General features: G+C 43.1%; 27 protein-coding genes and 1 tRNA gene. 13 read left to right on the top strand and 15 right to left on the bottom strand.

Going from position 1 to position 26,618, the window contains the following annotated elements:
• Window positions 1-103 precede the first annotated feature (103 nt).
• Window positions 104-1,027, bottom strand: coding sequence for an ABC transporter substrate-binding protein (locus tag ACVS9P_RS01960; protein WP_452103973.1), 924 nt, complete (start codon window positions 1,025-1,027; stop codon window positions 104-106).
• Window positions 1,028-1,051: 24 nt separating this feature from the next.
• Window positions 1,052-2,290 carry an ATP-binding protein gene (locus ACVS9P_RS01955; protein ID WP_452103972.1) on the bottom strand — a complete coding sequence of 413 codons (1,239 nt, stop codon included), beginning with the start codon at window positions 2,288-2,290 and terminating at the stop codon, window positions 1,052-1,054.
• A 196-nt stretch (window positions 2,291-2,486) separates the two neighbouring features.
• Between ACVS9P_RS01955 and ACVS9P_RS01950 the strand changes: the two genes are divergently transcribed.
• A tRNA-Ser gene (locus tag ACVS9P_RS01950) sits at window positions 2,487-2,575 on the top strand.
• A gap of 288 nt (window positions 2,576-2,863) precedes the next feature.
• On the opposite strand, the gene ACVS9P_RS01945 is transcribed toward ACVS9P_RS01950, so the two are convergent.
• The 7 genes from ACVS9P_RS01945 to ACVS9P_RS01915 all read right to left on the bottom strand — a co-directional run bounded on the left by ACVS9P_RS01945 (window position 2,864) and on the right by ACVS9P_RS01915 (window position 8,157).
• A complete protein-coding gene (locus ACVS9P_RS01945; RefSeq protein WP_452103971.1) occupies window positions 2,864-3,058 on the bottom strand; it encodes a helix-turn-helix transcriptional regulator in 195 nt (64 codons plus the stop codon).
• Window position 3,059: 1 nt separating this feature from the next.
• Window positions 3,060-3,359 carry a hypothetical protein gene (locus ACVS9P_RS01940; protein ID WP_452103970.1) on the bottom strand — a complete coding sequence of 100 codons (300 nt, stop codon included), beginning with the start codon at window positions 3,357-3,359 and terminating at the stop codon, window positions 3,060-3,062.
• Between the two features lie 125 nt (window positions 3,360-3,484).
• Window positions 3,485-4,453, bottom strand: a complete 969-nt coding sequence (locus tag ACVS9P_RS01935) for a helix-turn-helix transcriptional regulator (RefSeq protein WP_452103969.1) — start codon at window positions 4,451-4,453, stop codon at window positions 3,485-3,487.
• Window positions 4,454-4,662: 209 nt separating this feature from the next.
• Window positions 4,663-5,898: an ABC transporter permease subunit gene (locus tag ACVS9P_RS01930; protein ID WP_452103968.1), complete on the bottom strand. Its 1,236-nt coding sequence runs from the start codon at window positions 5,896-5,898 to the stop codon at window positions 4,663-4,665.
• A gap of 57 nt (window positions 5,899-5,955) precedes the next feature.
• Window positions 5,956-6,837, bottom strand: coding sequence for an ABC transporter ATP-binding protein (locus ACVS9P_RS01925; protein ID WP_452103967.1), 882 nt, complete (start codon window positions 6,835-6,837; stop codon window positions 5,956-5,958).
• Window positions 6,838-6,856: 19 nt separating this feature from the next.
• The gene (locus tag ACVS9P_RS01920; protein WP_452103966.1) at window positions 6,857-7,645 is read right to left on the bottom strand and encodes a hypothetical protein; all 789 of its coding nucleotides are present in this window, start codon (window positions 7,643-7,645) and stop codon (window positions 6,857-6,859) included.
• 2 nt (window positions 7,646-7,647) lie between these two features.
• On the bottom strand, window positions 7,648-8,157 hold the full coding sequence (locus tag ACVS9P_RS01915; protein WP_452103965.1) for an RNA polymerase sigma factor: 510 nt from the start codon (window positions 8,155-8,157) through the stop codon (window positions 7,648-7,650).
• Between the two features lie 308 nt (window positions 8,158-8,465).
• On the opposite strand from ACVS9P_RS01915, the gene ACVS9P_RS01910 reads away from it, so the two are divergent.
• Window positions 8,466-9,152 carry a Crp/Fnr family transcriptional regulator gene (locus ACVS9P_RS01910; RefSeq protein WP_452103964.1) on the top strand — a complete coding sequence of 229 codons (687 nt, stop codon included), beginning with the start codon at window positions 8,466-8,468 and terminating at the stop codon, window positions 9,150-9,152.
• 145 nt (window positions 9,153-9,297) lie between these two features.
• Here the strand turns inward: ACVS9P_RS01910 and ACVS9P_RS01905 are convergent, their stop codons facing one another.
• Window positions 9,298-11,757, bottom strand: coding sequence for an FAD-dependent oxidoreductase (locus ACVS9P_RS01905; protein WP_452103963.1), 2,460 nt, complete (start codon window positions 11,755-11,757; stop codon window positions 9,298-9,300).
• Between the two features lie 50 nt (window positions 11,758-11,807).
• Window positions 11,808-12,119, bottom strand: a complete 312-nt coding sequence (gene trxA, locus ACVS9P_RS01900) for a thioredoxin (RefSeq protein ID WP_452103962.1) — start codon at window positions 12,117-12,119, stop codon at window positions 11,808-11,810.
• Between the two features lie 295 nt (window positions 12,120-12,414).
• Here trxA and ACVS9P_RS01895 point away from each other — a divergent pair, with 295 nt between their 5' ends.
• The 3 genes from ACVS9P_RS01895 to ACVS9P_RS01885 all read left to right on the top strand — a co-directional run bounded on the left by ACVS9P_RS01895 (window position 12,415) and on the right by ACVS9P_RS01885 (window position 14,171).
• Entirely contained in the window at window positions 12,415-12,843 is a 429-nt protein-coding gene (locus ACVS9P_RS01895) for a DUF134 domain-containing protein (protein ID WP_452103961.1), read from the top strand.
• A gap of 55 nt (window positions 12,844-12,898) precedes the next feature.
• Window positions 12,899-13,729: an MBL fold metallo-hydrolase gene (locus ACVS9P_RS01890; protein WP_452103960.1), complete on the top strand. Its 831-nt coding sequence runs from the start codon at window positions 12,899-12,901 to the stop codon at window positions 13,727-13,729.
• 82 nt (window positions 13,730-13,811) lie between these two features.
• The gene (locus ACVS9P_RS01885; protein WP_452103959.1) at window positions 13,812-14,171 is read left to right on the top strand and encodes a NifB/NifX family molybdenum-iron cluster-binding protein; all 360 of its coding nucleotides are present in this window, start codon (window positions 13,812-13,814) and stop codon (window positions 14,169-14,171) included.
• A 100-nt stretch (window positions 14,172-14,271) separates the two neighbouring features.
• On the opposite strand, the gene ACVS9P_RS01880 is transcribed toward ACVS9P_RS01885, so the two are convergent.
• Complete coding sequence (locus ACVS9P_RS01880; protein ID WP_452103958.1) at window positions 14,272-14,727, bottom strand: spore coat protein; 456 nt, start codon at window positions 14,725-14,727, stop codon at window positions 14,272-14,274.
• A 218-nt stretch (window positions 14,728-14,945) separates the two neighbouring features.
• Here ACVS9P_RS01880 and asnB point away from each other — a divergent pair, with 218 nt between their 5' ends.
• Entirely contained in the window at window positions 14,946-16,802 is a 1,857-nt protein-coding gene (asnB, locus tag ACVS9P_RS01875; RefSeq protein WP_452103957.1) for an asparagine synthase (glutamine-hydrolyzing), read from the top strand.
• Window positions 16,803-16,810: 8 nt separating this feature from the next.
• Here the strand turns inward: asnB and ACVS9P_RS01870 are convergent, their stop codons facing one another.
• The gene (locus tag ACVS9P_RS01870) at window positions 16,811-17,698 is read right to left on the bottom strand and encodes a LysR family transcriptional regulator (protein WP_452103956.1); all 888 of its coding nucleotides are present in this window, start codon (window positions 17,696-17,698) and stop codon (window positions 16,811-16,813) included.
• 97 nt (window positions 17,699-17,795) lie between these two features.
• Between ACVS9P_RS01870 and ACVS9P_RS01865 the strand changes: the two genes are divergently transcribed.
• Window positions 17,796-18,542 carry an AzlC family ABC transporter permease gene (locus ACVS9P_RS01865; protein WP_452103955.1) on the top strand — a complete coding sequence of 249 codons (747 nt, stop codon included), beginning with the start codon at window positions 17,796-17,798 and terminating at the stop codon, window positions 18,540-18,542.
• A complete protein-coding gene (locus ACVS9P_RS01860; protein WP_452103954.1) occupies window positions 18,539-18,847 on the top strand; it encodes an AzlD domain-containing protein in 309 nt (102 codons plus the stop codon). Before ACVS9P_RS01865 ends, ACVS9P_RS01860 begins: the two co-directional genes overlap by 4 nt.
• A gap of 101 nt (window positions 18,848-18,948) precedes the next feature.
• Here the strand turns inward: ACVS9P_RS01860 and ACVS9P_RS01855 are convergent, their stop codons facing one another.
• On the bottom strand, window positions 18,949-19,878 hold the full coding sequence (locus ACVS9P_RS01855) for a LysR family transcriptional regulator (protein ID WP_452103953.1): 930 nt from the start codon (window positions 19,876-19,878) through the stop codon (window positions 18,949-18,951).
• Window positions 19,879-19,937: 59 nt separating this feature from the next.
• Here ACVS9P_RS01855 and ACVS9P_RS01850 point away from each other — a divergent pair, with 59 nt between their 5' ends.
• The 3 genes from ACVS9P_RS01850 (at window position 19,938) to ACVS9P_RS01840 (ending at window position 23,084) form a co-directional block, all read left to right on the top strand.
• Entirely contained in the window at window positions 19,938-21,284 is a 1,347-nt protein-coding gene (locus tag ACVS9P_RS01850; RefSeq protein ID WP_452103952.1) for a Na+/H+ antiporter NhaC family protein, read from the top strand.
• 155 nt (window positions 21,285-21,439) lie between these two features.
• The gene (locus ACVS9P_RS01845; protein WP_452103951.1) at window positions 21,440-22,363 is read left to right on the top strand and encodes an ABC transporter ATP-binding protein; all 924 of its coding nucleotides are present in this window, start codon (window positions 21,440-21,442) and stop codon (window positions 22,361-22,363) included.
• Complete coding sequence (locus ACVS9P_RS01840) at window positions 22,356-23,084, top strand: ABC transporter permease (protein ID WP_452103950.1); 729 nt, start codon at window positions 22,356-22,358, stop codon at window positions 23,082-23,084. The genes ACVS9P_RS01845 and ACVS9P_RS01840 overlap by 8 nt, the downstream gene beginning before the upstream one ends.
• A gap of 127 nt (window positions 23,085-23,211) precedes the next feature.
• Here the strand turns inward: ACVS9P_RS01840 and ACVS9P_RS01835 are convergent, their stop codons facing one another.
• A complete protein-coding gene (locus ACVS9P_RS01835) occupies window positions 23,212-24,135 on the bottom strand; it encodes a LysR family transcriptional regulator (RefSeq protein ID WP_452103949.1) in 924 nt (307 codons plus the stop codon).
• 198 nt (window positions 24,136-24,333) lie between these two features.
• Here ACVS9P_RS01835 and ACVS9P_RS01830 point away from each other — a divergent pair, with 198 nt between their 5' ends.
• On the top strand, window positions 24,334-25,245 hold the full coding sequence (locus ACVS9P_RS01830; protein WP_452103948.1) for a DUF6282 family protein: 912 nt from the start codon (window positions 24,334-24,336) through the stop codon (window positions 25,243-25,245).
• 15 nt (window positions 25,246-25,260) lie between these two features.
• Window positions 25,261-26,574 carry an SLC13 family permease gene (locus ACVS9P_RS01825; protein WP_452103947.1) on the top strand — a complete coding sequence of 438 codons (1,314 nt, stop codon included), beginning with the start codon at window positions 25,261-25,263 and terminating at the stop codon, window positions 26,572-26,574.
• The last annotated feature ends 44 nt before the right edge of the window (window positions 26,575-26,618 follow it).

Raw genomic sequence — 26,618 nt, 5'->3', positions numbered from 1 at the left:
CAAAAAATAAATTTAGATCACGATAAAAAAAGCAGTACAGTCAAAAGACTGTACTGCTTTTTGATTTCTGTTAATTGGATCAGGCGCCTTACGAAACCTAAATTTATGAAGCAGACGAAGAACCTGTCTGCTTTAATTCCGGATAAGCAAACCCTGCGATCTCTGTTACTGCAAACATCACGGTCTCTCCCTGCCACTTCATGTAATTGGGATCAATTTCATAAACGCGTCCTTCTTTGACCGCAGAAAGGCCCTCGAAGATATCCGCACTTTCGAGCTTTTCTTTTAATCCAACCGGACAGAAAATCACCTGCGGATTTGCTCTTTTAAGAGCCGTTAAATCCATTTTTCCATCTTCAGAGCCTGCGGCTACATTGGTCACGCCGGCGCTTTCCAAAATGGAATTCTGAAACATATCTCCGGTAACAGCTGATCCATCCGTATCCGAAACATAAATTCCGGTGAGCAAAATATTTTTATTGGGAATAATCCGTGCAACAGAATCAATCCCCATCAAAACCTGTTCCGCCATTTTAACTCCCTGCTCATATCCGGTGCGTGCGCCTTTTACTGCAGTTCCAACTTCTGTATAAAGGCGGCTGAGATCCGCTCTTCCGTTTGCCGGTAAAAAACTAAGCAAAATGATCCCCGCATCAGAAAAAGCTTTGGTTTGGTCCTGTGTTGGTGTCTGATCAGTAAGGGCAAGATCAACACCCAAATTTTTGAGCTCTTTTGCCTGATCAAGACTATATACCGGAAGCGAAGACAGCTCGTTCTGACTACAGTCTTCACTGCGGGCTTTCAGAACAGTTTCATACCGCAGCTTTAAAAGAATATCGGCAATATTTCCTGAAAGTACCGCAACACCAGCAGGTTCCTTTGTAAGATTAACATTCTCTACCTTTACAGGCCAATCGGCAGCTGCAGCGCCGGAAACTGCAGATGATATCTGCGCCTGCCCGCAGCCGGTAACCATCATTAAAAAAAAGGTGATGCAAAGAAATCCTGCAAGCCATCTTTTTTTCATAAAATCCTCTCTTTCTAAAGGTCGTCAGTCATCCAACGATTTTCCCATGCTTAGTTTTGCCTGTGCATCGCAAATATATTGCTGGGCAACTCTGGGAGAACGGCCTCCATGAACCGTCGCCCAGCGCTCCGCACCGGCTTCCAACAAAGGAATATACTCTTTGAGGTCATGCTGATAGGCAAGCTGATCAACAATTTCAAAAAAGCGTACTTTATCAGGAAGCATAAAGTTAATGGAAAGCCCAAAACGATCTGCAAGAGACAGACTTTCCTGAATGGTATCGCTCTGGTGCACCTCATCTCCATCACGGTCTGAAAAGCTCTCCCGCAGAAGATGGCGGCGATTACTGGTGGCATAAATCAGAGAATTATCCGGTCTTGCAGCCAATCCTCCCTGCAAAACAGACTTTAGTGCCGCATAGGTGCTGTCCTGCTGTGAAAAAGAAAGATCATCAATAAAGATAATAAATTTCATCGGGATTTCCGCAATCTGATCCACTAAATAAGGAAAATCCATCAAATATTCTTTTGGCATCTCAATCACACGCAGTCCCTGCGGATAAAATTCATTCAAAAGTGCCTTCACGGTAGAAGATTTTCCGGTACCACGATCACCATAAAGCAGACAGTTATTCGCCGGGTAGCCTTTTAAAAATGCGACTGTATTATCAATCGCCATTTGGCGCTGTACTTCATAGCCTTTCAGCTGATTCATTCTCTGCTTGTCTGGATGCGCCACCGGCAAAATCCGCTTATCTCTCCAAATAAATGCCCGATATCGCGCATACATTCCGCATCCATTTTTCTGATAATACTGAGCCATCTGCTGTGCGCAAGTCTTTGCATCCCCGCGCAGCAGTTCCACCGGTTCTCCCGTTTCCCAACGCGGCAGTGGCGGAAGATCTGAAAAGCCACAGCTCTGCAAAAGATCATCGGGGGTTAAACGGGAAAGATCCAAAATAATTTCGAGATCACGCTCTACAGCTGCCTGCACACAATTGGAAAAGTTCACATTTCCGGCAGCGGAAGCCAGCGAAAACGCATTTTCATCGTATAGTGCTGTACTGGTTAGATGCCCGGCAAAGTTTTCACTGCTCTCTCTTTCACAAAGAACAGCAAAAAATTCTCCCCACGCATTGAGAAAAGTTTCTTTTGTATCAGCCCAAAGCAGACGATAAAGTGCCTTGGGAACGGTTCGATTTAAGATTCCGTGATAAACAGAGAGAGAAGCCAGCTCTGCAGCGGCCTGTTTCGTTCGGTTCATAATATACCCCTTTTTGCAAAATAATAGAAAATCTACTCATTATGTCTATTATTTTACCTGTTGACTGATTTTCAGTCAAGTCAAAACGAGATTTCGCCCTTGACTTTTTTAGGCAAATTCTTTAAAATGGAAAATGCAGACTTCTGCCAGAAACTTTATAATGGGTTTTTGAGTTTATCTGTAATTTAATCTATATGGAAGCGTATCGAAGTGGTCATAACGGGCCTGACTCGAAATCAGGTAGACCGCAAGGTCTCGTGGGTTCGAATCCCACCGCTTCCGCCAGACTGAGTCCGGACGCAATTCGCGTTCGGACTCTTTTCTTTTTTGCAGTTTACCGCTGGCGTTTAAAACCTGCATTTAAATTGAGCAAATGACACAGCAGACTGAGTCTGCATGCAATTCGCGTTCGGACTCTTTTCTTTTTTTGCAGCTTCGCTCGCGTTTAAAACCTGCATCTAAATTGAGCAAATGACACACTAAAAAATCCATGTGTAAACACTCAGACCTACACATGGATTTTTCTATTAATTATAAATTTTGTTGTTTAAACTCGAAACTGATCAATAGTAATTAATCTGGCAAGCGAAAAATACTTTCTACGGATGCATTTAATAAACGAGCTACTTTCATCGCAAGTTCCAATGTTGGGTTGTATTTGTTATTTTCAATGGCATTGATGGTCTGACGGGTAACTCCAAGCTTTTCAGCAAGGTCTTCCTGCCGCATACCAAGTGCTTTTCGTCGTTTCCTAATATCGTTTTCCATTTTATTTACCCGGGAAAAGCAGAAGAAGTACACCGAATGCGATTAAAAATGCCACTGTCAGGAGCGGAAATCCAATAAAGGCTTTTTTTTCCTCTTCATCTCCAACTTTAATTTTCGAAATAATAGTGGAAAAATAATAAACCAGGTTTTGAAAAATCAGCAGATAAATTGGCATCGTGATCTTACCCTGGCAGATAAGATCACGAGTTCCCCACACAAATAGAGCAAGTGCAGTAAACAGATATGCCCAGCGAATTGCCCGCAGAGAAATAGCCAACTCCATCTCATCCATTTTTCTCATTGTTTTGCCTCCGAAATGTCAAATTGTTTTTACATTTCGGAGTATAACACTGCGATGCAAAAATGTCAAGAACTTTTTACATTTTCTATTCTTTTTATTTTTAGCTGTCTAAAATAAACCTGCGATTATGCCTTTCGTACTGGTCTGACATATTTCCAAAAACGCTCCGGATCATGATAAAAGTAAATGATTCTTCCAGGAGAAGTATCATAGCAGTAACCAGTACCCGTAAAATCAAAAGTTGCCATTGCCTTTTCTATTTTTTCCTCTACACTACGATTTTCCTGCTCATAATTGAATGGCCCATGTTCAAAAACGATATACTCGGCTTCGGGAACATCAACCATAAGCATTTGTGGCGGTACTTCGCCTTTATAATCAAAAGGAAGACGCGCCCCATAACATTCTGTGCGTGGAATGCCCCAATCGCAGAGTCTGCCGTCCGGATCATTAATGTACGCCATAATCTGACCGCTGCTGCTGTTAGATTCACTCCCACCATTGTCATCCAATTTGCCTTTGATACTATCGAGTAGGCCGCAAATTGTTTCGCAGTCTTGTCCCGGAATAAGACTTTGCTTTTGCCAAAAATCCCAGTATCCATTACTCTCATAGTTTTTAATGTGCAAAAATTTGTGTGCGGGAATGGTTACAAAATAAATTTTAACATCATCTGTAGATTTCATCATACCAATCTCTCCAAATCCAAAAAAGTAGCGGTCGAACGGGTTTATTTTCGTACGAAGAACGACAGGCTTAGGATTCTTTCGATATTCACTTGGAGTTACCCCATATGTTTCCTTGAAAGCTCTGGTAAAAGCTTCATGTGATGAAAAACCATAATCAAAAGCAATATCCAAAATGTTTTTTTCACTATCCCGAACTTCTTTTAGCGCAAAGGCTAACTTTCTAAGCCGCAAATAATCTCTAAACTGCATACCCGATATTTTCTTAAATTTTCTGGTAGTATAAAATTCAGAATAGCCCAACTTGCGAGAAAGGAACTGCAGTGTTAGTGCTTCACCGTGATGATGTCTAATACTCTCATCAATTTGATCAACGATTATTTGGATCTGCTTGTTCCATTCGTACATTTGCCTACTCCCCTCGCTTCAACCACTCTGTAACAATTATAATATAATAAAAATTACAGTGCTTGATTTTACTTGCACAAATCATATCGATAAAATTCAATTCATTACAAAATATTTTAACATACAAGATTATTCAAAACAAGCCGGAACAATAATGTTCCGGCTTATCAATTAGTCGAACCGATGCTCTGAGTTCAATTTCTAAACATTCAGGATACCTGATGTTTGCAATAGGTGCGGATCGCCAAAATAAAAAACAAGGGGATTTCAATCGCTGCGGCACCCATAATCAGATATGGAGACCAAACACTGAATGGGCCTATTTGAATAAACAGCATATTCCCCAATTGGTAAGAAAAATTATTGTTGATACCAAGGCCGCTGGACGGCAAAATGCAGCTTATGAATCCAGCCAAGTTTCCCGCTCCCTGTATCACCTGGTGTAAAATATCCGGTAACAAACAAAACGCGATGGCAATGATCAGCGTAGTTGTCGAACTATGGCATTTGGCCGATAGAAACATTGAAAAACAGGCAGTGGCAAAAATAGTTAAAAATCCTGCCACAACCAAAAGTGCCTGCTCCTGACCAACCGTGATGGGCAGGAATAAAAAGAGATTGTGAATCTGTGCGGAACTAACAAGCCTTTCCCAACCGAACGTTTTATCCACCACCAAAATGAAAATTGCAATGCTGACGGTAAATAGTATCAAATCAATCAACAGGGCCGCCAAAAGCTTGCTGACTGCCAATTTCGTTCTTCCGTTTCGAGTGCTACGGAGAATGTCATCAGACCCAGTTTGGTATTCCCCCGAAAAAGCAGGTGCATTAATCATAACGCAGATCAGCAATAAAATAAAAATTAAAAAATTGAGAATAAAAAAGCTGTTACTTGGAATTCCGTAGAAATAAGTAAGTGGCGTTTTTACCTGACTATTGAGCAGCATCACTTGATTTTTCACATCGGAATTATGAGGATATTTTGCTTCTAACTTTTCTTCTAACTTTTGATTTCGCTGAGCATAAAAATTCTGTACATCATCAGGCTGAATTTTTTCCAAAGCGGTAAAAATATCTTGATTATCCGAATACGCAGAAGCAATCAAATTGAGCCGCTGAAACCTTGGGGAAAGTTCTTTGTTATAAAGATCGAATGGAATATTCCCTCCATATTGATCAAACAGACTATGAAACACTTCCAAATCCGATTGAAGTTTGCTCACCGTTACTTCTCCTTCATATGGCGCTATCCGCTCTTGATTGACAGCGATAGCAGATATGCCGGTGATTCTTTCTGTATTTCCGTCTTGATCGACGGTTTCATAGTCCTCGCTGGCAAATACGGAAAACGCTAGAACAATCGACATGACAACCGCAGCGACTGCTGAAATCCATGTCGCACGTGTTTTGCCCATACGTTTAAGCTCCATCATAAATATACGCATGATCCTAATCTCTCCTTTAATTGTTTCTTTTAAGGGTTCTGCTTTCACTCATCGATTTCAGTTTTTTTCATGACAGACTTCTTCTGAAAAATAGAAAAGATATAAATCCTCTAATGTAGGTTCCGTTTGCACCGCGTTTTCGGTGGGCTTATGTTCAGAAACAATCCGGAGCATGTCCACATTGCCTTCGTGCTTCAGGTTGGAAATCGTATATTCACTGTTGAGCATTTCTGCCTGCATCGGGTCAACCTGGCACTCCCAAACATATCCGTTGATGGAGGCGGTAATTTCACTTGGTTTGCCTTGATGGATGAGTTTTCCCTCTTTCATCATCAGGATGGTATCTGCAATATACTCTACATCCGATACAATATGGGTGGACAAAATTACAATTTTATCTTTGGAAATATCAGAAATCAGGTTGCGAAAACGGACGCGCTCTTTGGGGTCAAGTCCAGCTGTCGGCTCATCAAGCACCAGTATTTTAGGATCGTTTAAAAGCGCTTGTGCAATGCCGAGACGCCGCTTCATACCGCCGGAAAACGTTTTTATTTTCTTTTTAGCTACTGTTTGAAGCGATACGAGTTCCAAAAGTTCATTAGCTCTCACTTTCGCCGCACCTGCGCTCAGCCCTTTTAAGGCTGCAATATACAGCAAATAGTCCAGTGCGGTAAAAACAGGATAATACCCGAAATGCTGCGGAAGATAGCCCAATAAATCACGGTAATTTTCGCCCATGCGAAGTGCATCTTTCCCATCAAACAAAACCTTTCCGGAAGTCGGATTCAAAATACCGCAGGCCATGCGCATCAATGTGGTTTTACCGGCACCGTTCGCACCAAGCAGCCCATAGATTCCGGGTGTCAGCGTAACACAAAGCGCATCGACCGCCGTTTTATCTTTGTACTTTTTCGTTAGATTCCTAAATGTTAGTTCCATTTTTGCTTCCTCCATAAATTTATTGCCAAGTTACCGAAATTGCTTCTTCTTTTGCGTAAAAGCGATTGAAGCTTTGAAATGTCTGCACAACCTCTACAGCAAGATAAACGAGCGTTAGAATAAACATAATTACCCAAGCTCCCGTTGCTGCCGCTTCATAATACCGCCTGACAAAAGACAGACTAGTAAAAACAGCGATGCACAAAGCACAGATTGCTCCGCAGTAATACCCGCCCTGTCTGCTTTTTACATGGCTCAGCACGGTAAGACATCCACAGCAAGTCAGGTTGAACGGTACAAACAGATATAAGATCATTCTCAGGAGAAGCTCACCGCTGTGTGCAGTGGACACTGCCAGAATCACTGTGAGACAAAACAAATCCGTCAAGCCAAGGATCAGCATTCTGGCACCCATCAGTTTCCGCATAGAAAATCGGGTGCAGGACTCGATTTCTTCCATTCCATGAGAATAGCTTTTCAAAAGCTCCGGGAAACCAACAAGGGCAATCATGGGTGAAGCGGCCGAAAACAGCAGCAGAATGTGCTGTAAATCGGGTTGCCCAAAATTATATTTTGTAAGAAGAATCAAAAATCCAAGCACAAGCGCAGCCTGGGTAAACCATACCCAATGCCCAATAAAGTGCATCTGCATCCGTATAAACTCCCCAAAACCAATCCGTTTGGATAATAGGCGATTGCAATATGCCTGTCGTGCAAGGCGAACCGTCTGCTGCATTTTTTCCGGGTCATACGAGGGAATCGAATCCTGCTGCAGATAATTACGGATTTCTCGATCGTCTCGATTCATAATTAATCTCCCCTCATAAGTTTTTTGATGGTTTTTATGCCTTGACTGAGTCTGTATTTCGTGACAGATAAGCCGGAACCTGTAATCTGTGCAATGTCTTTGATCTTTAAATCCTGATAGAACCGAAGTAAAACGACATCTCTCTGCTCATCCGGCAATTCGGACAATACCTTTCGGATAGAATCCGCTACTTCAAATTGATCTACATCATTATGAGACTCCTCTTTTCCCCATTCTTCCAAATGGATCGGAACGCTTTTTCGCATCATACTTACATAAAGATTGTGAGCAATCGTATATAAGTAATTTTTCACTTTTCCTCTCTGCGCATAACTGTCAAAATTCCGGCAGAAATGCAGAAAAGTCTCCTGTGTAAGATCTTGGGCATCGTCTTTGTTGCCCACCTTACGGTAACAGTAGGTATAGACCGACCCATAGTATTTTTGAACCAGCTGATCCATTGCATCGACATCGCCTGTCTTTATGCGCTGAATCAGATTTTCGTCCTCCACTGCAGCACTTCCTTTTTATCCATCCATTGATATATAACGCTTCTCTAATTAAAAAAGTCAGGGGTTGTCCTGATTTTTTGTTAATCAACTTTTGAGATAATTTTTTGCCCTTCAGCTAACACTTATATTAGCAGGTGAGTGCTTTACAGGCAAGGTAGTCCCGACATCGTAAGAAAAGCGCAGTGCATTCCATAACATTTGCTAATAGAGCTATTGACAGCCTAGGCACTTCTGCATATGATAATTTATATTCCGACAAACTATCTCACAAACGTATGCCACCTTTTTCTATAGAAACGGAGACAAACATGACATCAGAAAACTACAGTGACCTATACTCTAAGCACTTTTCCTTTTGGGAACATCTTTCGAGTGCCGAAAAGAAATTCTTTTTAGAAAACACGGTTTCTACGCATTATCAGAAAGGAACCTGTGTTCATAACGGGAATGCGGACTGTATTGGAATTCTTCTGGTCACAAAAGGGCAACTGCGCACTTATTTATTATCCGAAGAAGGACGTGACGTCACGATTTTCCGCCTGTTTCCCGGGAATGTCTGTGTTCTTTCCGCTTCCTGCATGTTGGATACGATTACATTTGACGTATTCATTGATGCCGAGGAAGATACCGACGTGCTGCTTGTGAACTCGTCTGCATTTCACGAGATGTCAGAAAAAAATATCTATGTAAAATGCTTTACGTACCAAACTGCAACGGAACGTTTCTCGGATGTGATGTGGGCAATGGAGCAGATCCTATTTATGGGAATTGACAAACGACTGGCCATCTTTTTATGGGACGAATGCAGCAAGAACCATACAGATAAAATTCCTTTGACTCATGAACAAATTGCCAAATATATGGGAACTGCGCGCGAAGTAGTCTCCCGCATGCTGAAGTATTTTGCGGGCGAAGGCATTGTAGAGCTCTACAGAGGCGGCGTAAAAGTCATAGACAAAGAAAAACTAAGAAGCATCATTCCGACAGAAAAATAAAGTGGCATGCTTTTTCGCATCAACGCATCAATATTTTATTACAAACAAAAAAATCCGCAGTCTGCTCGTGAAAGCAACTGCGGATTTTTTATTTTCTAAATGTGGATTCGCTTTTTACTTAAAGTACGAATAAATGATCAAAAAATCAAATAAACAAATTTACATTGGACTCTTCGGCATCTCCCAAATAAGTTCCGACACCGCCGATTTCTACCCCGTCAATCAGTTCTTCTTTTCTGATCCCCATGATTTCCATACTCATTGAGCAAGCAATGATCTTTACACCGGCCTTCATGGCTTTCTGGATAAGGGCTTCCAAAGAATCAACGTTTTTGTCGTTCATTATTCTTTTCATCATTGCGGTCCCAAGTCCGCCCATGTTCATCTTCGAAAGCTTTAGTCTTTTGCTTCCACGCGGTAGCATGGTTCCAAACAAAGATTCCATCATCGTCTTACTGACAGATTGCTTCTTTTCTTTCCGAAGCGCCATTAGGCCCCAAAAAGTAAAGAACATCGTGACCGGCCGTCCCATGGCAGCGGCACCGTTGGCAATAATAAAGCTGGCCAAAACTTTATCTAAATCTCCAGAAAATACAATCAGCGTTTTTCCCTGGGGAGGTTCTTTTGCAGAAATCGTTTCAGCGGGTTTCCTGCTCTTTTTCATCACACGGGCAACATAATCCGAACCACGCTGCTCCTTTGAAAGAAGCTCATTTCCGGTTCTGCGGCACCATGCATTGATGTCACGAACAAATCCCGGGTCGGAAGCGGATACTTCCATCACTTCCCCATACTGCATTTTTTGCATGGATTCATATACTTTCATAATAGGACCGGGGCATTGCATTCCGCTGCAGTCAATGCGCAGCGAAATATCTGTTTGAGAATCTACTTTCTTTTCCATATGCTCGGACGAATTAGGCCGGCAACAAACTGCCGGAGAGTTTTCCTGCGGATGTGTGGACTGATAAAATCGTGTTCCGCCAGGATACACTTTTACATTGCTGAATCCATGTTGCATCAAAATACGAGCTGCATTATAGGAGCGTACTCCAATGGCACAGAAAGTAATGATTTCCCGGCTGTGATCGAGCTCATCAAGTCGGTCGCGCAGCTGTCCGAGTGGGATATGCACGGCCTGCGGCAAAGAAAATGCAAGAAGCTCTGCATCCTCCCGCACATCAAGCAGCAAAGCGTCAGGATTCGTTTTTTCAATATTCCATGGAGTAAAAGATACCACTCCGGACAAAACATTTTCTGCAACAAAACCAGCCATATTTACCGGATCTTTTGCAGAGGAGTACGGAGGCGCATAGGCAAGTTCAAGCTGTTTAAGGTCCCCAACGCCGGCACCCATCCGAATGGCAACGGCAATCGTATCAATTCGCTTGTCGACGCCATCCCGCCCTACGATCTGAGCGCCAAGAATGTGCGCCCCATCCATGCTGAAAATCAGCTTCAGTGTCAGCGGCACTGCACCAGGGTAGTATCCGGCATGAGAGTTCTGCGTAATGAGAACACTCTCGTAGTCTTTCCCTTTTACTTTTCCCTGTTTTGCAAGTGTTTTTTCATTTGCGCCGGTGCATGCAGCCGTAAGATCAAATACTTTTGCGACCGATGTCCCCATCGTCCCGTTATATTCCTCGTGCGCACCGGCAATATTGTTGGCTGCAATCCGTCCCTGTTTGTTTGCAGGACCTGCCAATGGAACCATGGTGCGGTCTTTCGAAATAAAATCTTCTACTTCTATCACATCGCCGACCGCAAAGATGTCAGGATCAGAAGTGTGAAGCATCTTATCCACGACAATTCCGCCGCGTGCATTGACAGCAAGTCCTGCCTCTTTGGCCAGTTCTCCGTTCGGGCGTACACCGATCGAAAGAAGTACCATATCGGCCATAACCGATTTTCCGCTGTTTAAGGATATTTTTACTGCATCCTTCTCATCGTGAAACGCGCTAACACCATCGCCAAGATACAAATCAACACAGTTTTCCCGCAGATTTTCGTGCAGAAGCTGTGCCATCTCATAATCGAGCGGAGCCATCACCTGATCGGCCGCTTCAATTACGGATACTTCAAGCCCTGCATGACTGAGATTTTCCGCCATTTCCAGACCGATAAATCCGCCGCCGACCACCGCCGCTGAGTGCGCCCCCTGCTCATGAATCATTTTACGGATGCGGTCTGTATCCGGAACCGTCCATAAGGTTTGAATCCTCGGAGAATCAATTCCAGGAATTCGAGGGCGAACCGGCGACGAACCGGTAGAGATCACGAGCGTATCATAAGACTCTTCGTAGGTTTTTTCATCTTCCAGCCGCCTAACTTGCACGACTTTCTTTTCCCTGTCAATTTTGATTACTTCATTTTTTACGCGGACATCGACGCGGAACTTCTTTTTCATTGCTTCCGGAGTCTGCAGGAGCAGCGCATCTCTGGACTTGATCACATCGCCAACATAGTATGGCAACCCGCAGTTCGCATAGGAGATGTATTCGCCACGCTCCAAAACAACAATTTCGGCGCTTTCATCCAGCCGGCGAAGTCTAGCTGCGCAGCTTGCTCCTCCCGCTACACCACCAATTATAACGACCTTTTTCATAGTTGCCTCCTAACGTATCAAACGAATCAAAAGAATTTCAGATTTCCGCATCATGCCTCAATCATCTTTAAAATGGCACCTTTTGGACGAACACCAACTGATTGTTGTGTGATTTTTCCGTTTTTAAAAACGACCAGGGTTGGAATACTCATGACACCAAACTGGCGAGCTAGTTCCGGCTGCTCGTCCACATTTACTTTTCCAACATTTATAGAAGAATTTTCATCAGCTATTTTATCCACAATTGGAGAAAGCATTCTGCATGGGCCGCACCAACTGGCCCAAAAATCTAAGAGCACCGGCTTTTCGGAATTAAGTACTTGGGCAGCAAAATTGTTTTTTGTAATCGTAGTTACAGACATAGGAATTCTCCTTCCTTATTTTTCTAAATTTTTATTTTGTCTTACTCTATAAACTTTATACAACTTTAAAAGATTCATTTCAGTGACTTACTCACAAAACGACAAAATATTTGCGAGCGGTTTTTTGATTCCTTTTTTCACTGTAGTTATTGACATATGTCTAAAATGAATTATAATAAAAGTCATAAGCGACATATGTTGGAAACTATAAAAGCAAATGATAGATGTTTGCAGCTTTTGATCAGCAATGAAGCAAGCGAAAATAATTGCTTGTGTTTCGAAATGAGGTGAAACCATGCCAAGGCCAAGAAAATGGAGACGGGTTTGCGGCCTCCCTGAAAACAGCCGATTTGGGCCACTGGATCTGTGTGCGCAAAAAGACGACATCGTCACGATGACGGTGGACGAGTATGAAACCATCCGATTGATCGATTTAGATAACTTTACCCAAGAGCAATGCGCGGCGCAGATGAAGATTTCGCGCACTACAGTGCAGGGAATCTATGACAGCGCGCGAAATAAACTGGCGCAGTCACTGGTAAACGGAAAAATCATTTTGATCAAAGGCGGTGAATACCGTCTCTGCGACGGGCAGGAGCACGGCTGTAGAAGAGCCGGATGCCCAAGATGCAGATGCGGAAAATGCTTTGAAGATACGGATACAAATGAAAGCCCTTCACTTCAAAATAGCGCAACGGAACCCTCCGGCGGTACCGGTATTTAAAATGCAAATTTTTGCAGATCAACTTCGGCCTTGATCGAAATGGAGGAAAACTGTGATGATTATTAAAGTTCTAACTGAAAACACTGCGGCGTCCAAAGACTTTGGCTGTGAGCACGGACTGAGCCTGTATGTGGAAACCCCAAAACACCACCTATTGTTCGACACCGGAGCCAGCGGCTTGTTTGCAGAAAACGCGGCAAAACTGAAGGTCGATATTTCAGGAGTCGACATCGCAATTCTATCTCATGGGCATTACGATCATGGCGGTGGATTGAAAACTTTTTTGGAACAAAATAGCCGGGCAAAGGTATATGCAAACGAACGAGCCTTTGAGCCACATTATGCCCATCGACCCGATGGGACCAACGCTTATATTGGTTTGGATCTTACGCTTTTGCCTAACGAACGTTTTGTATTCTGCGGGGCAACCCGTAAAATTGATGAGGAACTGGAGCTATTTTCAGAAGTCCGAGAAAAGACTCCCATCCCCTCTGGGAACACGGATTTGTACCGAAAAGTTGGGGATACTTTTTTACCGGACGATTTTGCGCATGAGCAAAATCTAGTTATCCGGCAAAATGGAAAAGCTTTGCTGATCGCGGGATGTGCCCATCGTGGAATTCTCAACATTGTCCGACAATTTAGAGAAGACAACGGTCGTTTTCCCGATGTCGTGATCGGCGGATTTCATCTTTACAGCCGTGGATCTGGAAAAAATGAAGCGCCTGAAGCCGTGGATACCCTTGCGCGGGAGCTCAAAAGAACCGGCACACAGTATTACACCTGCCACTGCACCGGAGAAGAAGCTTACCACCGGCTGAAGGCAATCATGGGCGATCAGATCGGTTATCTGTCAGCCGGAACCCATTTGGTCATCAATTTTTAAAAAGTAAAAAATCAGGTCAAAGCTGATTTGATACCGTCCGCGAATAGTTGGCGGAACATTTATTAACTTGGAGGAAAAGAAAATGACAAAAATTGCAGTTGCTTCTAACCACAAAAATGTAACGGGGCATTTCGGACACTGTGACAACTTTATGTTGTATGACGTAGAAAACAGCAAAATCGTAAAAGAGGAATCGATAGATAACCCCGGTCACAAGCCCGGATTTTTGCCCAACTTTCTCGCTGATAAGGGCGTAAATGTTATCATCAGCGGCAGCATGGGTCAGGGTGCCGTAGATATTTTTAATGAGCGAAATGTTGAAGTGATTACCGGCGCATCCGGTGACGCAAAGGCGGCAGCAGAACGTTACCTAAAGGGCGAACTAAAATCAACCGGCAGCATCTGCCACGAACATCAGCATCATGACGAATGCGGCGAATAAAGACATCTATTTAAAATTGCAAAATGTTATGTAAATAAAGAAATCCCTCCGATGACGAAAACACATCGGAGGGATTTCCTATTTAAATACAAAAATCATCTCAGGAATACATGCCGTTCTTATTCATATAATCGTAAATCATTTTTCCGTGTTCCTGCTCTTCAGCCTGAATCTGATTCAGCACTTTTCGAACATTTTCTTCCTTAAATTCAAATACACAAACATCATAAGAATGAGAGGCATATTTTTCGCCTGAAAGTGCATCTGTGCACAAAAAGCTGTCCTCATTTTTGTTTTGGTTTTGAGCCATTCCATAGGTAGCTGTAAATGTCGGCTGCCCTTGAGAACTGCTATCAATGGCTGTTGGAACTGTTCCGCTCTCAATATCCTTAAGAAGCTCTCCATGATGCTGTTCTTCCTTTGAAATTTGCGTAAACAAATTCTGAAGCTGCGGGTCTGTTGCCTTTTTAGATTCTTTTTGGTACTTCTCGGTAAAAAGTTTTTCCTGCTCTTTTAAGTCTTTTAAAAGCTCTGTTTCTTTTTGTGTTAACTGCATAAATAAATCACCTTCCATTTTTAATATTTACAAAAAGAAACCAATTTATGTACCAAATTTATTTTTGAAACCTCTTAATTAATAAAATAAGGAATTTTATGTATCTGCCAGAAATCCGTACCCTTTTTTCCTACTTTCTGAATAAGATAATGAACAGAACAATAACGTTCACTTTTTTAGAGCGTTCCCTTTTTATTTTGCAAAAGTGGGGTGTATTTATGTGTGGAATTGCCGGATTTTGTGATTTTCAAGAAAATTTTACAACAGAACAGGAAAAGTGGAATCAGGTCCTAGTTGATATGCGGACTTCCGTTGCCCACCGCGGCAGCGATCAATCGGGAGAATATTTACGGGAAAACATTGGATTTTCCCATGCAAGACTTTCGATCCGCGATATCTTAGGCGGCGCTCAGCCGATGATTCGAAAAGCAGGCGACTTTGAATATGCAATCGTCTACAACGGAGAAATTTATAATACAGAAGAACTTAAGCCCGCTCTCGAACAAGCAGGATATCATTTTGAAACCACTTCCGATACGGAAGTGATCCTCTATGCCTATATGGAATATGGCATGGAATTTGTGACGAAGCTCAATGGAATCTTTGCCTTTGGAATTTGGGACGGCAAAAAGGATCAGCTTCTTTTATATCGGGATCGCGTAGGGGTAAAACCATTATTCTATACGTTAAAGAATGATTCTCTTGTTTTCGGCTCCGAGATAAAGGCTCTGTTCTGTCATCCGTACGTAAAACCAGAAGTGAATCTGGACAGTTTTCGAGAGATTTTTGGAATTGGGCCTGCAAGGACCCCAGGCTGCGGTGTATTCAAAGGGATCTGTGAGGTAAAGCCCGGAACCTGTGTCCGCTTTTCAAAAGACGGGTTTCACCAATTCACTTATTGGAAACTAAACGCCAAAGAGCATACGGACAGTTACGAAAAGACAGTGGATACTGTTTCTTTTTTGGTCCGAGATTCGATTACTAGACAGATGGTAGCAGATGTTCCTGTCTGCAGTTTTCTTTCCGGAGGAATCGATTCCAGCATTGTCACTGCAGTCGCAGCTGATTTTTTGCAAAAGAACGGTTCTCTTCTCAATACCTTTTCTTTCGATTTTGTGGACAATGATAAAAACTTTCGTTCCAATTCGTTTCAGCCGGCACAGGATCGCCCGTTCGTCGATAAAATGCTCAAAGTTTGCCGCACCCATCATACCTATCTGGAGTGCGATGAGTATCAGTTGGTCGATTCTCTGTTTGACGCCGTCACCGCAAAAGACCTTCCCGGTATGACCGACGTAGACGGTTCTCTTCTCTATTTTTGCTCTCTTGTAAAGCAACAGAATAAAGTGGCGCTTACCGGCGAATGCGCCGATGAAATTTTCGGTGGATACCCATGGTTTTATCGCAAAGATCTTTTTGAAACCGATGGATTTCCGTGGTCCAAAGATTTATCCGCGAGAACCGTCCTTTTAAATGATGATTTTATTCAGAAGCTCAAAATTGATGAATACTCTCATAGCAGATATGAAGAGTCCCTGCACGATGTTCCCTATTTAGAGGGAGAAACATCGGAAGAAAAACGGCGGCGCGAAATCAGCTTTTTAAATATCCGGTGGTTTATGCAGACGCTTCTCGACCGCATGGATCGAACCAGTATGGCCTATGGGCTAGAAGCCAGAGTGCCGTTTGCAGACCATCGCATCATTGAATATCTTTACAATGTCCCGTGGAACATGAAATATCAGCATGGAGTGGAAAAAGCACTTTTGCGGGACGCCTGTAAAGATCTTTTGCCGGACGAAATTCTTCATCGCAAAAAGAGTCCCTATCCAAAGACGTACAGTCCAAATTACGAAAAACTTTTAGCCAATCGATTTTCGGCACTTTTAAAGAATCCAAATGCACCGGCAAATGCTTTTCTCGACCCCAAAAAAGCAGATCTCTTTTTATCCTCTCCAAAAGATTACGGAAAACCATGGTTTGGACAGCTGATGGCAGCTCCTCAAATGATGGCCTATATTCTGCAGATTGAAGACTGGATGGAAAAATATCACCTCCAACCGTGTCTCTCGTAAATTTGATTTTATAAAGTCTCTTCTATCTGATGCTGCTCTAAATTTTGCAGCAAAAAATTCACAAAATAACGTGCGCCCATCGGCAGTGTCTTCCTATCTCGAAATGCAAGGGAAATCGTCCGTTTCATCACTGGTCTGATGGGACGAATCACAACATTTTTGTGATTGATCTTCCTCAGCACCAACTGATACAATGCGGAAACACCAAGCCCTTGCTCTACCATTGCAATAATCGTATCATCATCAATTACGCGATAACGGATATTCGGAGTCAGCGAAAGGCTTCGAAAAACATTGAGCGGCACACTGTATTCCCCTTCTCCCAAAAGGATAAACGGCTCCTGCGCAAGCTCTTTCACTTCAACATGGCGGCCGAAAGCTAAAGGATGATTTTTTGGCAGTACCGCCATCATTTCATCTTCACAAAGAGGGATCGTCTCAAGACCGCTGACTGCATCCGGATTAAGAAAGCCAAAATCCACACGCCCTTCTTTAATCCATTGGGCGATTGTTGTATATTCTCCCTGATCCAATACAAACTGCACCATCGGATAAAGTTTTCGAAATTCTTTCATTGCACGCGGTAAAAAGCTGCGGCTCACACTGGTGAATGTTCCGATCCGAATCACCGCATTTTGAAGGCCATGCATTTCCAGCACCTTTCCCTCAAGGCGCCGATGTGCCGCACAAAGTGCCTGCAGATAAGGCAGATATTCTTTTCCATCTGCCGTCAGCTCTACCCGATTTTTGGTCCGCTGCAAAAGCGCTGTGGAAAGCTCTTCTTCTAAAGCCTTTACGTTTTGGCTGACTGCGGATTGGGTATAACCGAGCTGATGGGCCGCTTTTGTAAAACTCCCGGTCTCGACCACCTGTAAAAAGACTTCATATCTAGTCATATTTTCACCTACCCCATTAGTTTTTCTAATGAATCAATTATAACAATTTGTTTTACTGATTGCAAAGAAACAGGTATACTATTTTTGAGGAAAATAAATGGAAAAGAAGTTATTTGGGAATATGAATGGTATGGAATATAAAATTGGAGTCTGGGACGGGATGCCTGTCGGAATCGGATACTTTTCAGTCAGTTTTGGATTTGGCGCTCTGGCAGCATCTCACGGAATCAGTGCATGGGATGCTGCGGTGATTTCCTTTTCCAATCTAACGAGCGCCGGTCAATTTGCAGGTTTAACTGCAATCACAGCGGGAGCTTCTCTTTGGGAACTGATTTTGACACAGTTAGTCATCAACAGCCGTTATGCCCTGATGAGCCTTTCTCTTGGACAAAAAATGGGCAGCCGCATCGGTACGCTGCCAAGACTCATCATTGCATTTTTTAACACCGATGAAATTTTCGCTCTGGCGATGGCGCGCCAAAAGCCTCTGACGGTTCCCTATTTGCTGGGCCTCGGCCTAACTCCAATGATAGGCTGGACTGGTGGAACGCTCGCGGGTGCCTTGGCAAGCTCCGCATTGCCGCTGATGATTCGTACTGCTCTTGGCGTTGCTCTTTATGGAATGTTCATTGCTATTGTAATTCCGCAGGCACGCGCACAAAAATCCATTTTAGCCGTCACGCTGATTTCTCTTGTTCTCAGCTGCCTCTTTTACTGGATTCCAGCGCTGAACGGAATTTCTTCCAGCCTCTCGGTCATTTTCTGCACGGTAATTTCAGCAGCGATTGGCGCGCTTTTATTCCCGATAGGCGATGAAGAAAACGTGCAGGAGGCCTTGGCGTGAACATTTATATCAGTGTTTTTGCAATGGCCCTGACAACTTATCTGATTCGCATGCTGCCCTTAACACTTTTTCAAAAGAAGATCAAAAATCGGTTTTTGCGGTCTTTTCTAACTTATGTCCCCTGTGCCTGTCTGACTGCCATGACGTTTCCGTCGATTCTTTACTCTACAAATTCTCTGATCAGCGGTCTGATTGGCTTTTTGGTTGCCATAATTATATCTCTCTGGGGGAAAAGCCTCGTTATGGTAGCCGCCTGCAGCTGCGCTGCGGTTTTTTTAACCGAACAAATTCTCTGCTTTTTTTAAAAGTGTTTTTACAAAAATAAAAGTTATAGTTGCTGACCCGATGATCGTTTAATAAAATCTTAAAACATCACAAAATCGGCCCATTTTCTATGGGCCGATTTTTATTTTTCAAAACACAATTTTTCTGTAATTTCAATAAAATGAGTAATTAAAGTCTGTGCATAGGATTGTTTCAGCCAAGCAAAGCGAATCCAATACCACGTGTCTTCTGGAAAATGAAAAACTTCCATTTTTGAAAGCTGCTTTTCGGAAAGAACTGCCTGTGCCAAAATTTTGGGAGAAAAACAAGCCCCCATATTTTTTGCACAGAGTTCCAGAAGCGTTTCAATATTGCCCCCCTCCACTCTAATATCCGGAATAAAGCCAGCCTGTGCAATCAAATGCCGACCAATTCTTCCGGCAATATCTTTTTGCCCATTCATTAAAAACGGACATTTTTCCAACGGAGTAACCTTTTTTTCCTCCCGGATCTTTTGAGCCACCTGTTTTACATGATCTCCATAAAGTTGAGACAACAGCTCCTTTCCAACCAAGAGCACCACTTCTTCTTTATAAAAATCACGCATCTGAACTTCATTTAAAGGAGTCAGAAACCCTGCAATCGCTAAATCAATTTCCCCTTTTAAAAGCTTTCGCTGTAAAATATCATTCAGATCTTCCACCAATTGAATCTCAATGTTAGGATATTCCTCTTGATATTCTTTGAGAATTTTCGGCATCAGCGCATGTTCCCTCGTATAGGCAATTCCAATACGGAGGCAGCCTTTCTGATTGCCGGAAATCTCTCCAAATTCTTGCTGCATTTCTTCATATCTTCCCGAAAATTCTTCTGCATAATTCAAAAATATGCGGCCCTCATAAGTCAGTTCCAGGGGAATTTTTCTTTGAAACAGCTTACAGCCCAATTCCTCCTCAATCGAAGCAATCTGGGCGCTTAAAGTTTGCTGTGTAATATAAAGGCGCTCTGCGGCTCTGGTAAAGCTGCGCTCCTGCGCGACCATTAAAAAATAGTGTATATTTAAAAAGTTCATTCTTTTTCTCCTATTACAGTATTTTAACTGTATTTTATACGGTAAATAACAGTTTGACAATGGTTTTTATAAATTTTATACTGGAATTGAAAAGAGGCTTTCTGATGGAAACTGTTACTTTACTGCTTTTTGCGGCTGCTTTATTTTGCTGTGTCCTTTTTAATTTCCCGATTTTATATGCGCTGGTCTTCGGATACTTTTTATTTTGTTTTTATGGACTGCAAAAGGGAAAAAAGCCACAGGAACTTTTAAAAATGTCCCTTACAGGAATTAAAACTGTTAAAAATATTTTGATCGTCTTCCTATTAATCGGAATGATTACCGCCTTATGGCGTGCAGCAGGGACGATTCCTGCCATTATTTGTGATTCTTTCGGACTAATGCTTCCTTCTTTCTTCCTTGTAATCACATTCCTTTTAAATTGTTTGGTTTCCTTTTTAACGGGAACTGCCTTCGGATCGGCAGCTACCATGGGAGTTATCACGATGGCAATCGGAAACGCGATGGGCTTAGATCCCGCCTTCCTCGGAGGGGCCATTCTCTCCGGGGTCTTTTTCGGGGATCGCTGTTCGCCGATGTCTACCAGTGCACTTTTAGTCAGTGAACTCACAAAAACGAACCTTTTTACAAATATCCGTAAAATGTTTTTTACCTCTCTTGTTCCCTTTTCTATTACTTGCGTATTATATATCACTTTAGGATTTACTAAGAATTCAGAAGCTAATTCGATTGGAATAAAAGAAATTTTTGAAACGAATTTTAATCTTTCCTTTTTAACTTTAATTCCTGCGATTTTAATTTTAGTGTTATCTTGCTTTAAAATTCCCGTCAAAATCACGATGTCGCTAAGCATCCTTTCTGCTGTCGGAATTGCTTTTAGGATACAAGGCCTAGAGCCCACTGCGGTGTTTCACCTGCTGATCTTCGGCTATCATGCACAAGATCCTGCCTTGGCAAAATTAATTGATGGGGGCGGCATCCTCTCAATGGTGAATGTTACCGCGATTGTTTGTCTTTCCTCTTGCTATGCCGGAATTTTTAATGGTACCGGCCTTCTTATCAATTTAAAAGAAAACATTAGAAAACTTAGCCAGAAGATTTCTCCTTATGGCAGCCTTCTCTGCACTTCCATTGGAACTTCAATGATTGCCTGCAACCAGACACTTGCCATTATGCTAACTCATCAGCTTTGTGACGAAATGATCCCTGATCATCAAGAAATGGCAATCAATCTGGAAAATACTGTTGTTGTTTTGGCCCCCCTTATCCCTTGGTCCATCGCGGGCGGGGTTCCACTGGCCGCAGTAGGCGCACCTCAGATCAGTCTTTTATTTGCCTTTTATTTATATTTAATTCCTCTATGGAACTTTTTTAAGGTCACTTACAAAAAACGAATCAATCAATGATAAATAGGACGATTCCTTTTCTCTTAGCAAAAAAGGAATCGTCCTATTTGTTTTTTTATTTTAAAAAAATTTTATTTTTATCTTGACAAACTGTAAAAGTGTTGTATTATTGTATTAGAGACTTAATACAATAATACATTATGGAGATGAGGATTTTGTCTGAAAATATTCTTAGCACAAACAAAATTTCAAAAAAATTCGGTAATTTTCAAGCAGTTTCCGATTTGGATCTTGAACTTTGCCGCGGTGAAATTTATGGTTTGATCGGTAAAAACGGAGCTGGAAAAACGACCCTGCTCAAGATGATCAGCGGACTTTCCGCTCGGAGTGGTGGTTCCCTGCGGCTTTTGGGCGAAACCACCGAAAGCGGATTTCAAAAGGCCCGCGCGAAAACCGGCTGTATGATTGAAACTCCCGGATTTTTGCCTTACCTTTCCGCAAACGATAATTTGGAATACTATCGTTTACAAAGAGGAATGAAAGACAAAAGCTGCGTTCAAAAAGCGCTGAAATTTGTCGGTCTTTCGGGAACCGGAACTAAAAAATTCAAAAATTTCTCGCTTGGCATGAAACAGCGTCTTGGCCTTGCTCTTGCCGTTTTAGATGATCCGGAACTGCTCATTTTGGACGAACCGATCAACGGTCTTGATCCTATGGGAATTGCAGAATTTCGTGAAATGATTCTTTCGCTCAACCACGAAAAAGGCACAACCGTTTTGATTTCCAGTCATATTCTTGGTGAGCTTTCTCAGATTGCGACTACTTTTGGTTTTATGAATGACGGAAAACTGATTGAACACATCAGCGCCGCTGATTTGAAAGAGAAATGCAAAATGAATCTAAAGCTGACGGTAGACAATACGGAACGTGCTGCCAAAATTTTGGAACAAAATCTTTCATGCAATGAATTTCAGATTGAAAATGAGCGGGAAATGCGTTTGGACGCTTTTCTTGATACCCCAGAGATCGTTGTAAAAGAGCTAGTCCAAAACGATGTTATGGTCTCCGGTGTAGAGCGAACCGGACTTAATTTGGAGGAATACTTTATCAATCTTGTGGGAGGAATGCAGCATGTTTAATCTGATCAAAGCTGATCTTTACAAATCATTTCATCGAGCCTATCTTTATGTAATCATTATCTGCCTCGCCGGTTTGGCCGTTCTTGTCAATGTGATTGCTGCTCAATCGGATTGTTCAGTTGAAATGACACTAAAAATGGTTTTGGAACTTCTTGTTTATCCTCTGTTTTTGATCTGTCTTTTCTCCGATATGACAACTGCAGAAGAAAATAAAGAGCATTCTCTAAAAAATACGATTGCTGCCGGAGTCTCCCGGAGTAAGATCTATTTTGCAAAGCAAATCAGTACCCTTATCATTGGTTTAATCACCGGGATTATCACGCTCGGAGTATATATGGCCAGCGATTTTCTGCTGATGCACTCCGACGGCAGCTTCTCTCAGACATTTTCTGATCTGATGCCCTATCTTGGAACTGCTTTTTTGTGCTATATTGCCGCCTGCTTTTTGTCAACTGCTTTGGCTTTCATTGTCAAGAAAAATGCACTGTTCAGCATTTCATATTTTGGAATTTTGGTCTTTCCAGTGCTGCTCTTCCGACTTTTGAACTATGCAAATCCAATTTTCTTAAAGTTCGAAAAACTGACCCTCTTTATGCAGACAAACAGCATTATAACGACTGCCCCAGAACAACTGATCAACATTGTATGGGTTGCTGCGATTCACTTAGTCGTATTCTGCTTCGGTGGACTCTTAATTTTCCACCGACAGGAAGTCAACTGATTGCTAAAATTTCGTACTAAAATTAAAGAGATCCGTTGAATGCGCAGTATGCGCAACCCTTAAATAAGTTCTTCATTTAAATAATACAAGAAAAACGCCTGATCGTTCTGAAAACGGTCAGGCATTTTTATATCTCTCCGTTATTATCTTCGTTGTTGAAGAATTCACGAATCATTTCCTCAAGAGCCCGATTGGAGCGGCTGCGGTAACCGTCCGGAGGGAACATCAGAGCAAGATCCACAAAGTAGCGTTCTTTTCCCAAACTAAAATATTCCACATCTGCACTTGGTACTGCACACGAGCCATAGGTGAACGCCAACCCCAGCCCATAAGCTGCCATGGACTGTGCAAAAGCTGCTGTCAAATTTTCATTGATGACAGGAGGATTCATCCCATATTTTTTAAATTGTTGCTGAGCCACCGCCCCCAGCACGTTGCTGCGTTTAGACAGCAGATACTCAAAATTTGCAGTATCCCTCAAATCGATCCACGGACGGCTGAGTTGACCATAATGAGCAAACTCCATAACGGGATGTGCTCGATTGGCAACAAGACACACCTCATCCTGCAAAACAGTTGAATTTTTGCGGGGACACTGATTAGCCGGGAACGCAACCAGTGCCATATCAAGCTCGCCTGCTGCAACCTTTTTCTGCAAAACAATACTGTCGTGTTCTGAGATAATCACATTTACGGTTGGATATTCTGCACGAAACCGCTGCAGCACCGGTGGAATCAGTGCCGCTCCACGGAAACTGCTTATCCCAAAAATAAGCTGACCGCCTTTCGGCAATTCTGCCTCCCGAAGCTCCTCCTTAACACGACGGTACTGCTGGAGCATCTGCCGCGCATTGCGAATAAAGATTTCTCCCTCTATCGTAGGACGTACACCAGAGCCTGTGCGAACAAAAAGCTTTGTGTCCAACTCCGCCTCATAGCGAGCCAGAAACTGGCTTAGGCTTGACTGTGCAAGATACAGCTTCTGTGCCGCTTTACTGATACCGCCTTCCTCTGCAATGGTTACAATATACTCCAATTCTTTCAATTCCATGCTCATTTTCCCCTTTTTTAAATTGTTGCACAAAAGCAATTACTTTTATTTGTGAGGCCTTACATGTAATATCGGTTTTTCCGATTGGTACTATGCCGAAATCTTAATTGACAATCTTTTTCTCCAGTATATAATAAATTTATTAAGGTTTCAAGACCATTTTTATGTAAAAAGCCGATTGATATTTGATGCTTTTAAATGATATATCGTTTTTTCAAATATCAGTCCGATTGTGAGAAAGGAGAAAAGATGTCGGAACTGTCAATGAAGGGCGTGATCGATATGCACGTCCATACGAATCCCGACCTGCGAGTGCGGGCCTATGATGACTTTGAACTGTGTGATGCCGCTGTAAAAGTCGGCGCGCGTGCCATCGTCATCAAAACACATCTTGGTGACACCTCCTGCCGTGCTGCGCTGGTGAATCACTACAACAAGATCGTTCATGGAGAAAATGATTTTACCATGTTCGGTGCTATCACTCTCAACCGCTGCGTCGGCGGCATCAACCCCGTTGCAGTGGAAAATTCTCTTAAACTGGGTGCAAAGGTGGTATGGCTGCCTACTCAATCCGCCCGCAATCACCTCTCCAAGATGGGCAAACCTACCGACGGCTGTGTCGATACCGTTGTGAACGGCAAGGTCGTTCCCGAGATGCTGGATGTTTTTAAACTCATTAACGACTATGATGCCGTACTGGGTACAGCCCATATCTCCCCCGAAGAGGCTTTTGTAGTTGTGGAGGCCGCGCGCAATGCCGGCGTCAAGAAGATTGTGATCACTCATCCCGAATGGTGGGTTGTCGGCATGAGCATTGAAGATCAGGTTCGGCTTGTCAAGGACTATGATGTAATCCTCGAGCGCTGCTATGCACAAAACATGGGCGGCGGCAAATATCGCAGCAACCTACCTGACAATCTTGAGCTTATCAAGACCGTCGGCTACAAAAACGTAATGGTAGACACTGACGGCGGTCAGACTGAAAACCCTCACTGGGAAATTGCAATGCACGAATATATGCAGTATCTCTATGACCACGGTATTCCCGAAGAACAAGTCCGTTATATGACTCATGATACCCCCTGCCATCTGCTGGGGATAGAAAAATAATCTGGAGGAATCAAAATGCTGAGCTTAGTAATCGTCCTGGCCATTGCTCTAGCTGTATACCTTGGCTACAAGACAAACATCAACACCGGCTTTTTCTGCTTTGTCTTTGCATACTTCATCGGCTGCTTCTGGATGGGCCTCAAGCCTAAGGATCTAATTGCCTTCTGGCCTACCAGCACGATGTTTGTTATTTTGGCAGTCTCTCTCTTCTATAACGTGGCAGCTGCCAACGGCACTCTCGAAAAGATCTCCCGCAGCCTACTTTATGCATGCCGCAAGTTTCCTGGCATTTTACCCTATGCACTGTTCGCTGTCGCAGTTATCCTTTCCGTTATGGGTGCTGCCTACTTTACCGTTCTTGCCTTCCTCGCTCCTATCACCCTTATGATTTGCGAAGAAGCAAACATGGATAAGCTTACCGGTGCTGTCGCAATCAACTGCGGTGCTCTCGCCGGCGGCGACTTTCCAACCGCAGCCCTCGGCGTTATATTCCGCGGTCTGATGGGCACCGCTTATCAAGGCGCTCCCGACCTCACCCCCATTGATGACTTTACTGCCACCCTGACCATGTTTGGTCTCGCAATCATCTCCAGTCTTATCATCATCACCTTTTTCCGTTTTGCCTTTAAGTCTAACCGCAACATCGGCAAAGGTGTTGCTTTTGAAAAACCTGAAGCCTACAATAAGGTTCAGCGGAAGACCCTGACCCTCATCCTTATCATGATGGCAGTCGTCCTGGTCTTCCCCATTCTCAAGCTTCTCATCCCCAGCGTCAAGATCTTCTCTGTCATCGCAGGCCAAATAGATGTCGGTCTTGTTGCAATTGTCTTTGCAGTCATCGCTCTTCTGATGAAGCTTGCTCCTCAGAAAGAAATCATTGCAAAGATTCCATGGAATACGATTCTTATGATTGCCGGTGCCGGTATGCTGATCGCTGTTGCAGTTAAAGCAGGTACTATCACCATGCTCTCCAACTGGATCGGCAGCAACGTTCCTACATGGTTCATTCCTATGGCATTGGCCATCGTCGCGGCAATTATGAGTTTCTTCAGTTCCACCACTGGCGTTGTCTGCCCGGCTTTGTTCCCGCTTATCCCCGCGCTGGCAGCCGCTACCAGTCTGAACCCCGCAGTCCTTTTCACCTGTACGGTTCTCGGTGCGCAGAGCTCTGCGATTAGTCCCTTCTCTTCTGGCGGCAGCCTGATTCTTGGCTCCTGCGGCAACGAGGAAGAACGCAATGCTCTCTTTAATCGTCTGCTGTTCGTAGCTGTTCCCGTCAGCGTTGGCCTCAGTGCAGTCTATAATCTGATTGTTTCTCTGGTCATGTGATCCTTTATTTTCTGTCCGAATTTGTTTTTGAGCAGAAAATAAAA

This window comes from Caproicibacterium sp. NSD3 (assembly GCF_053613275.1).
The sequence above is the reverse complement of the archived record's forward strand: the minus strand, read 5'-3'. Positions and strand labels throughout refer to the sequence as shown.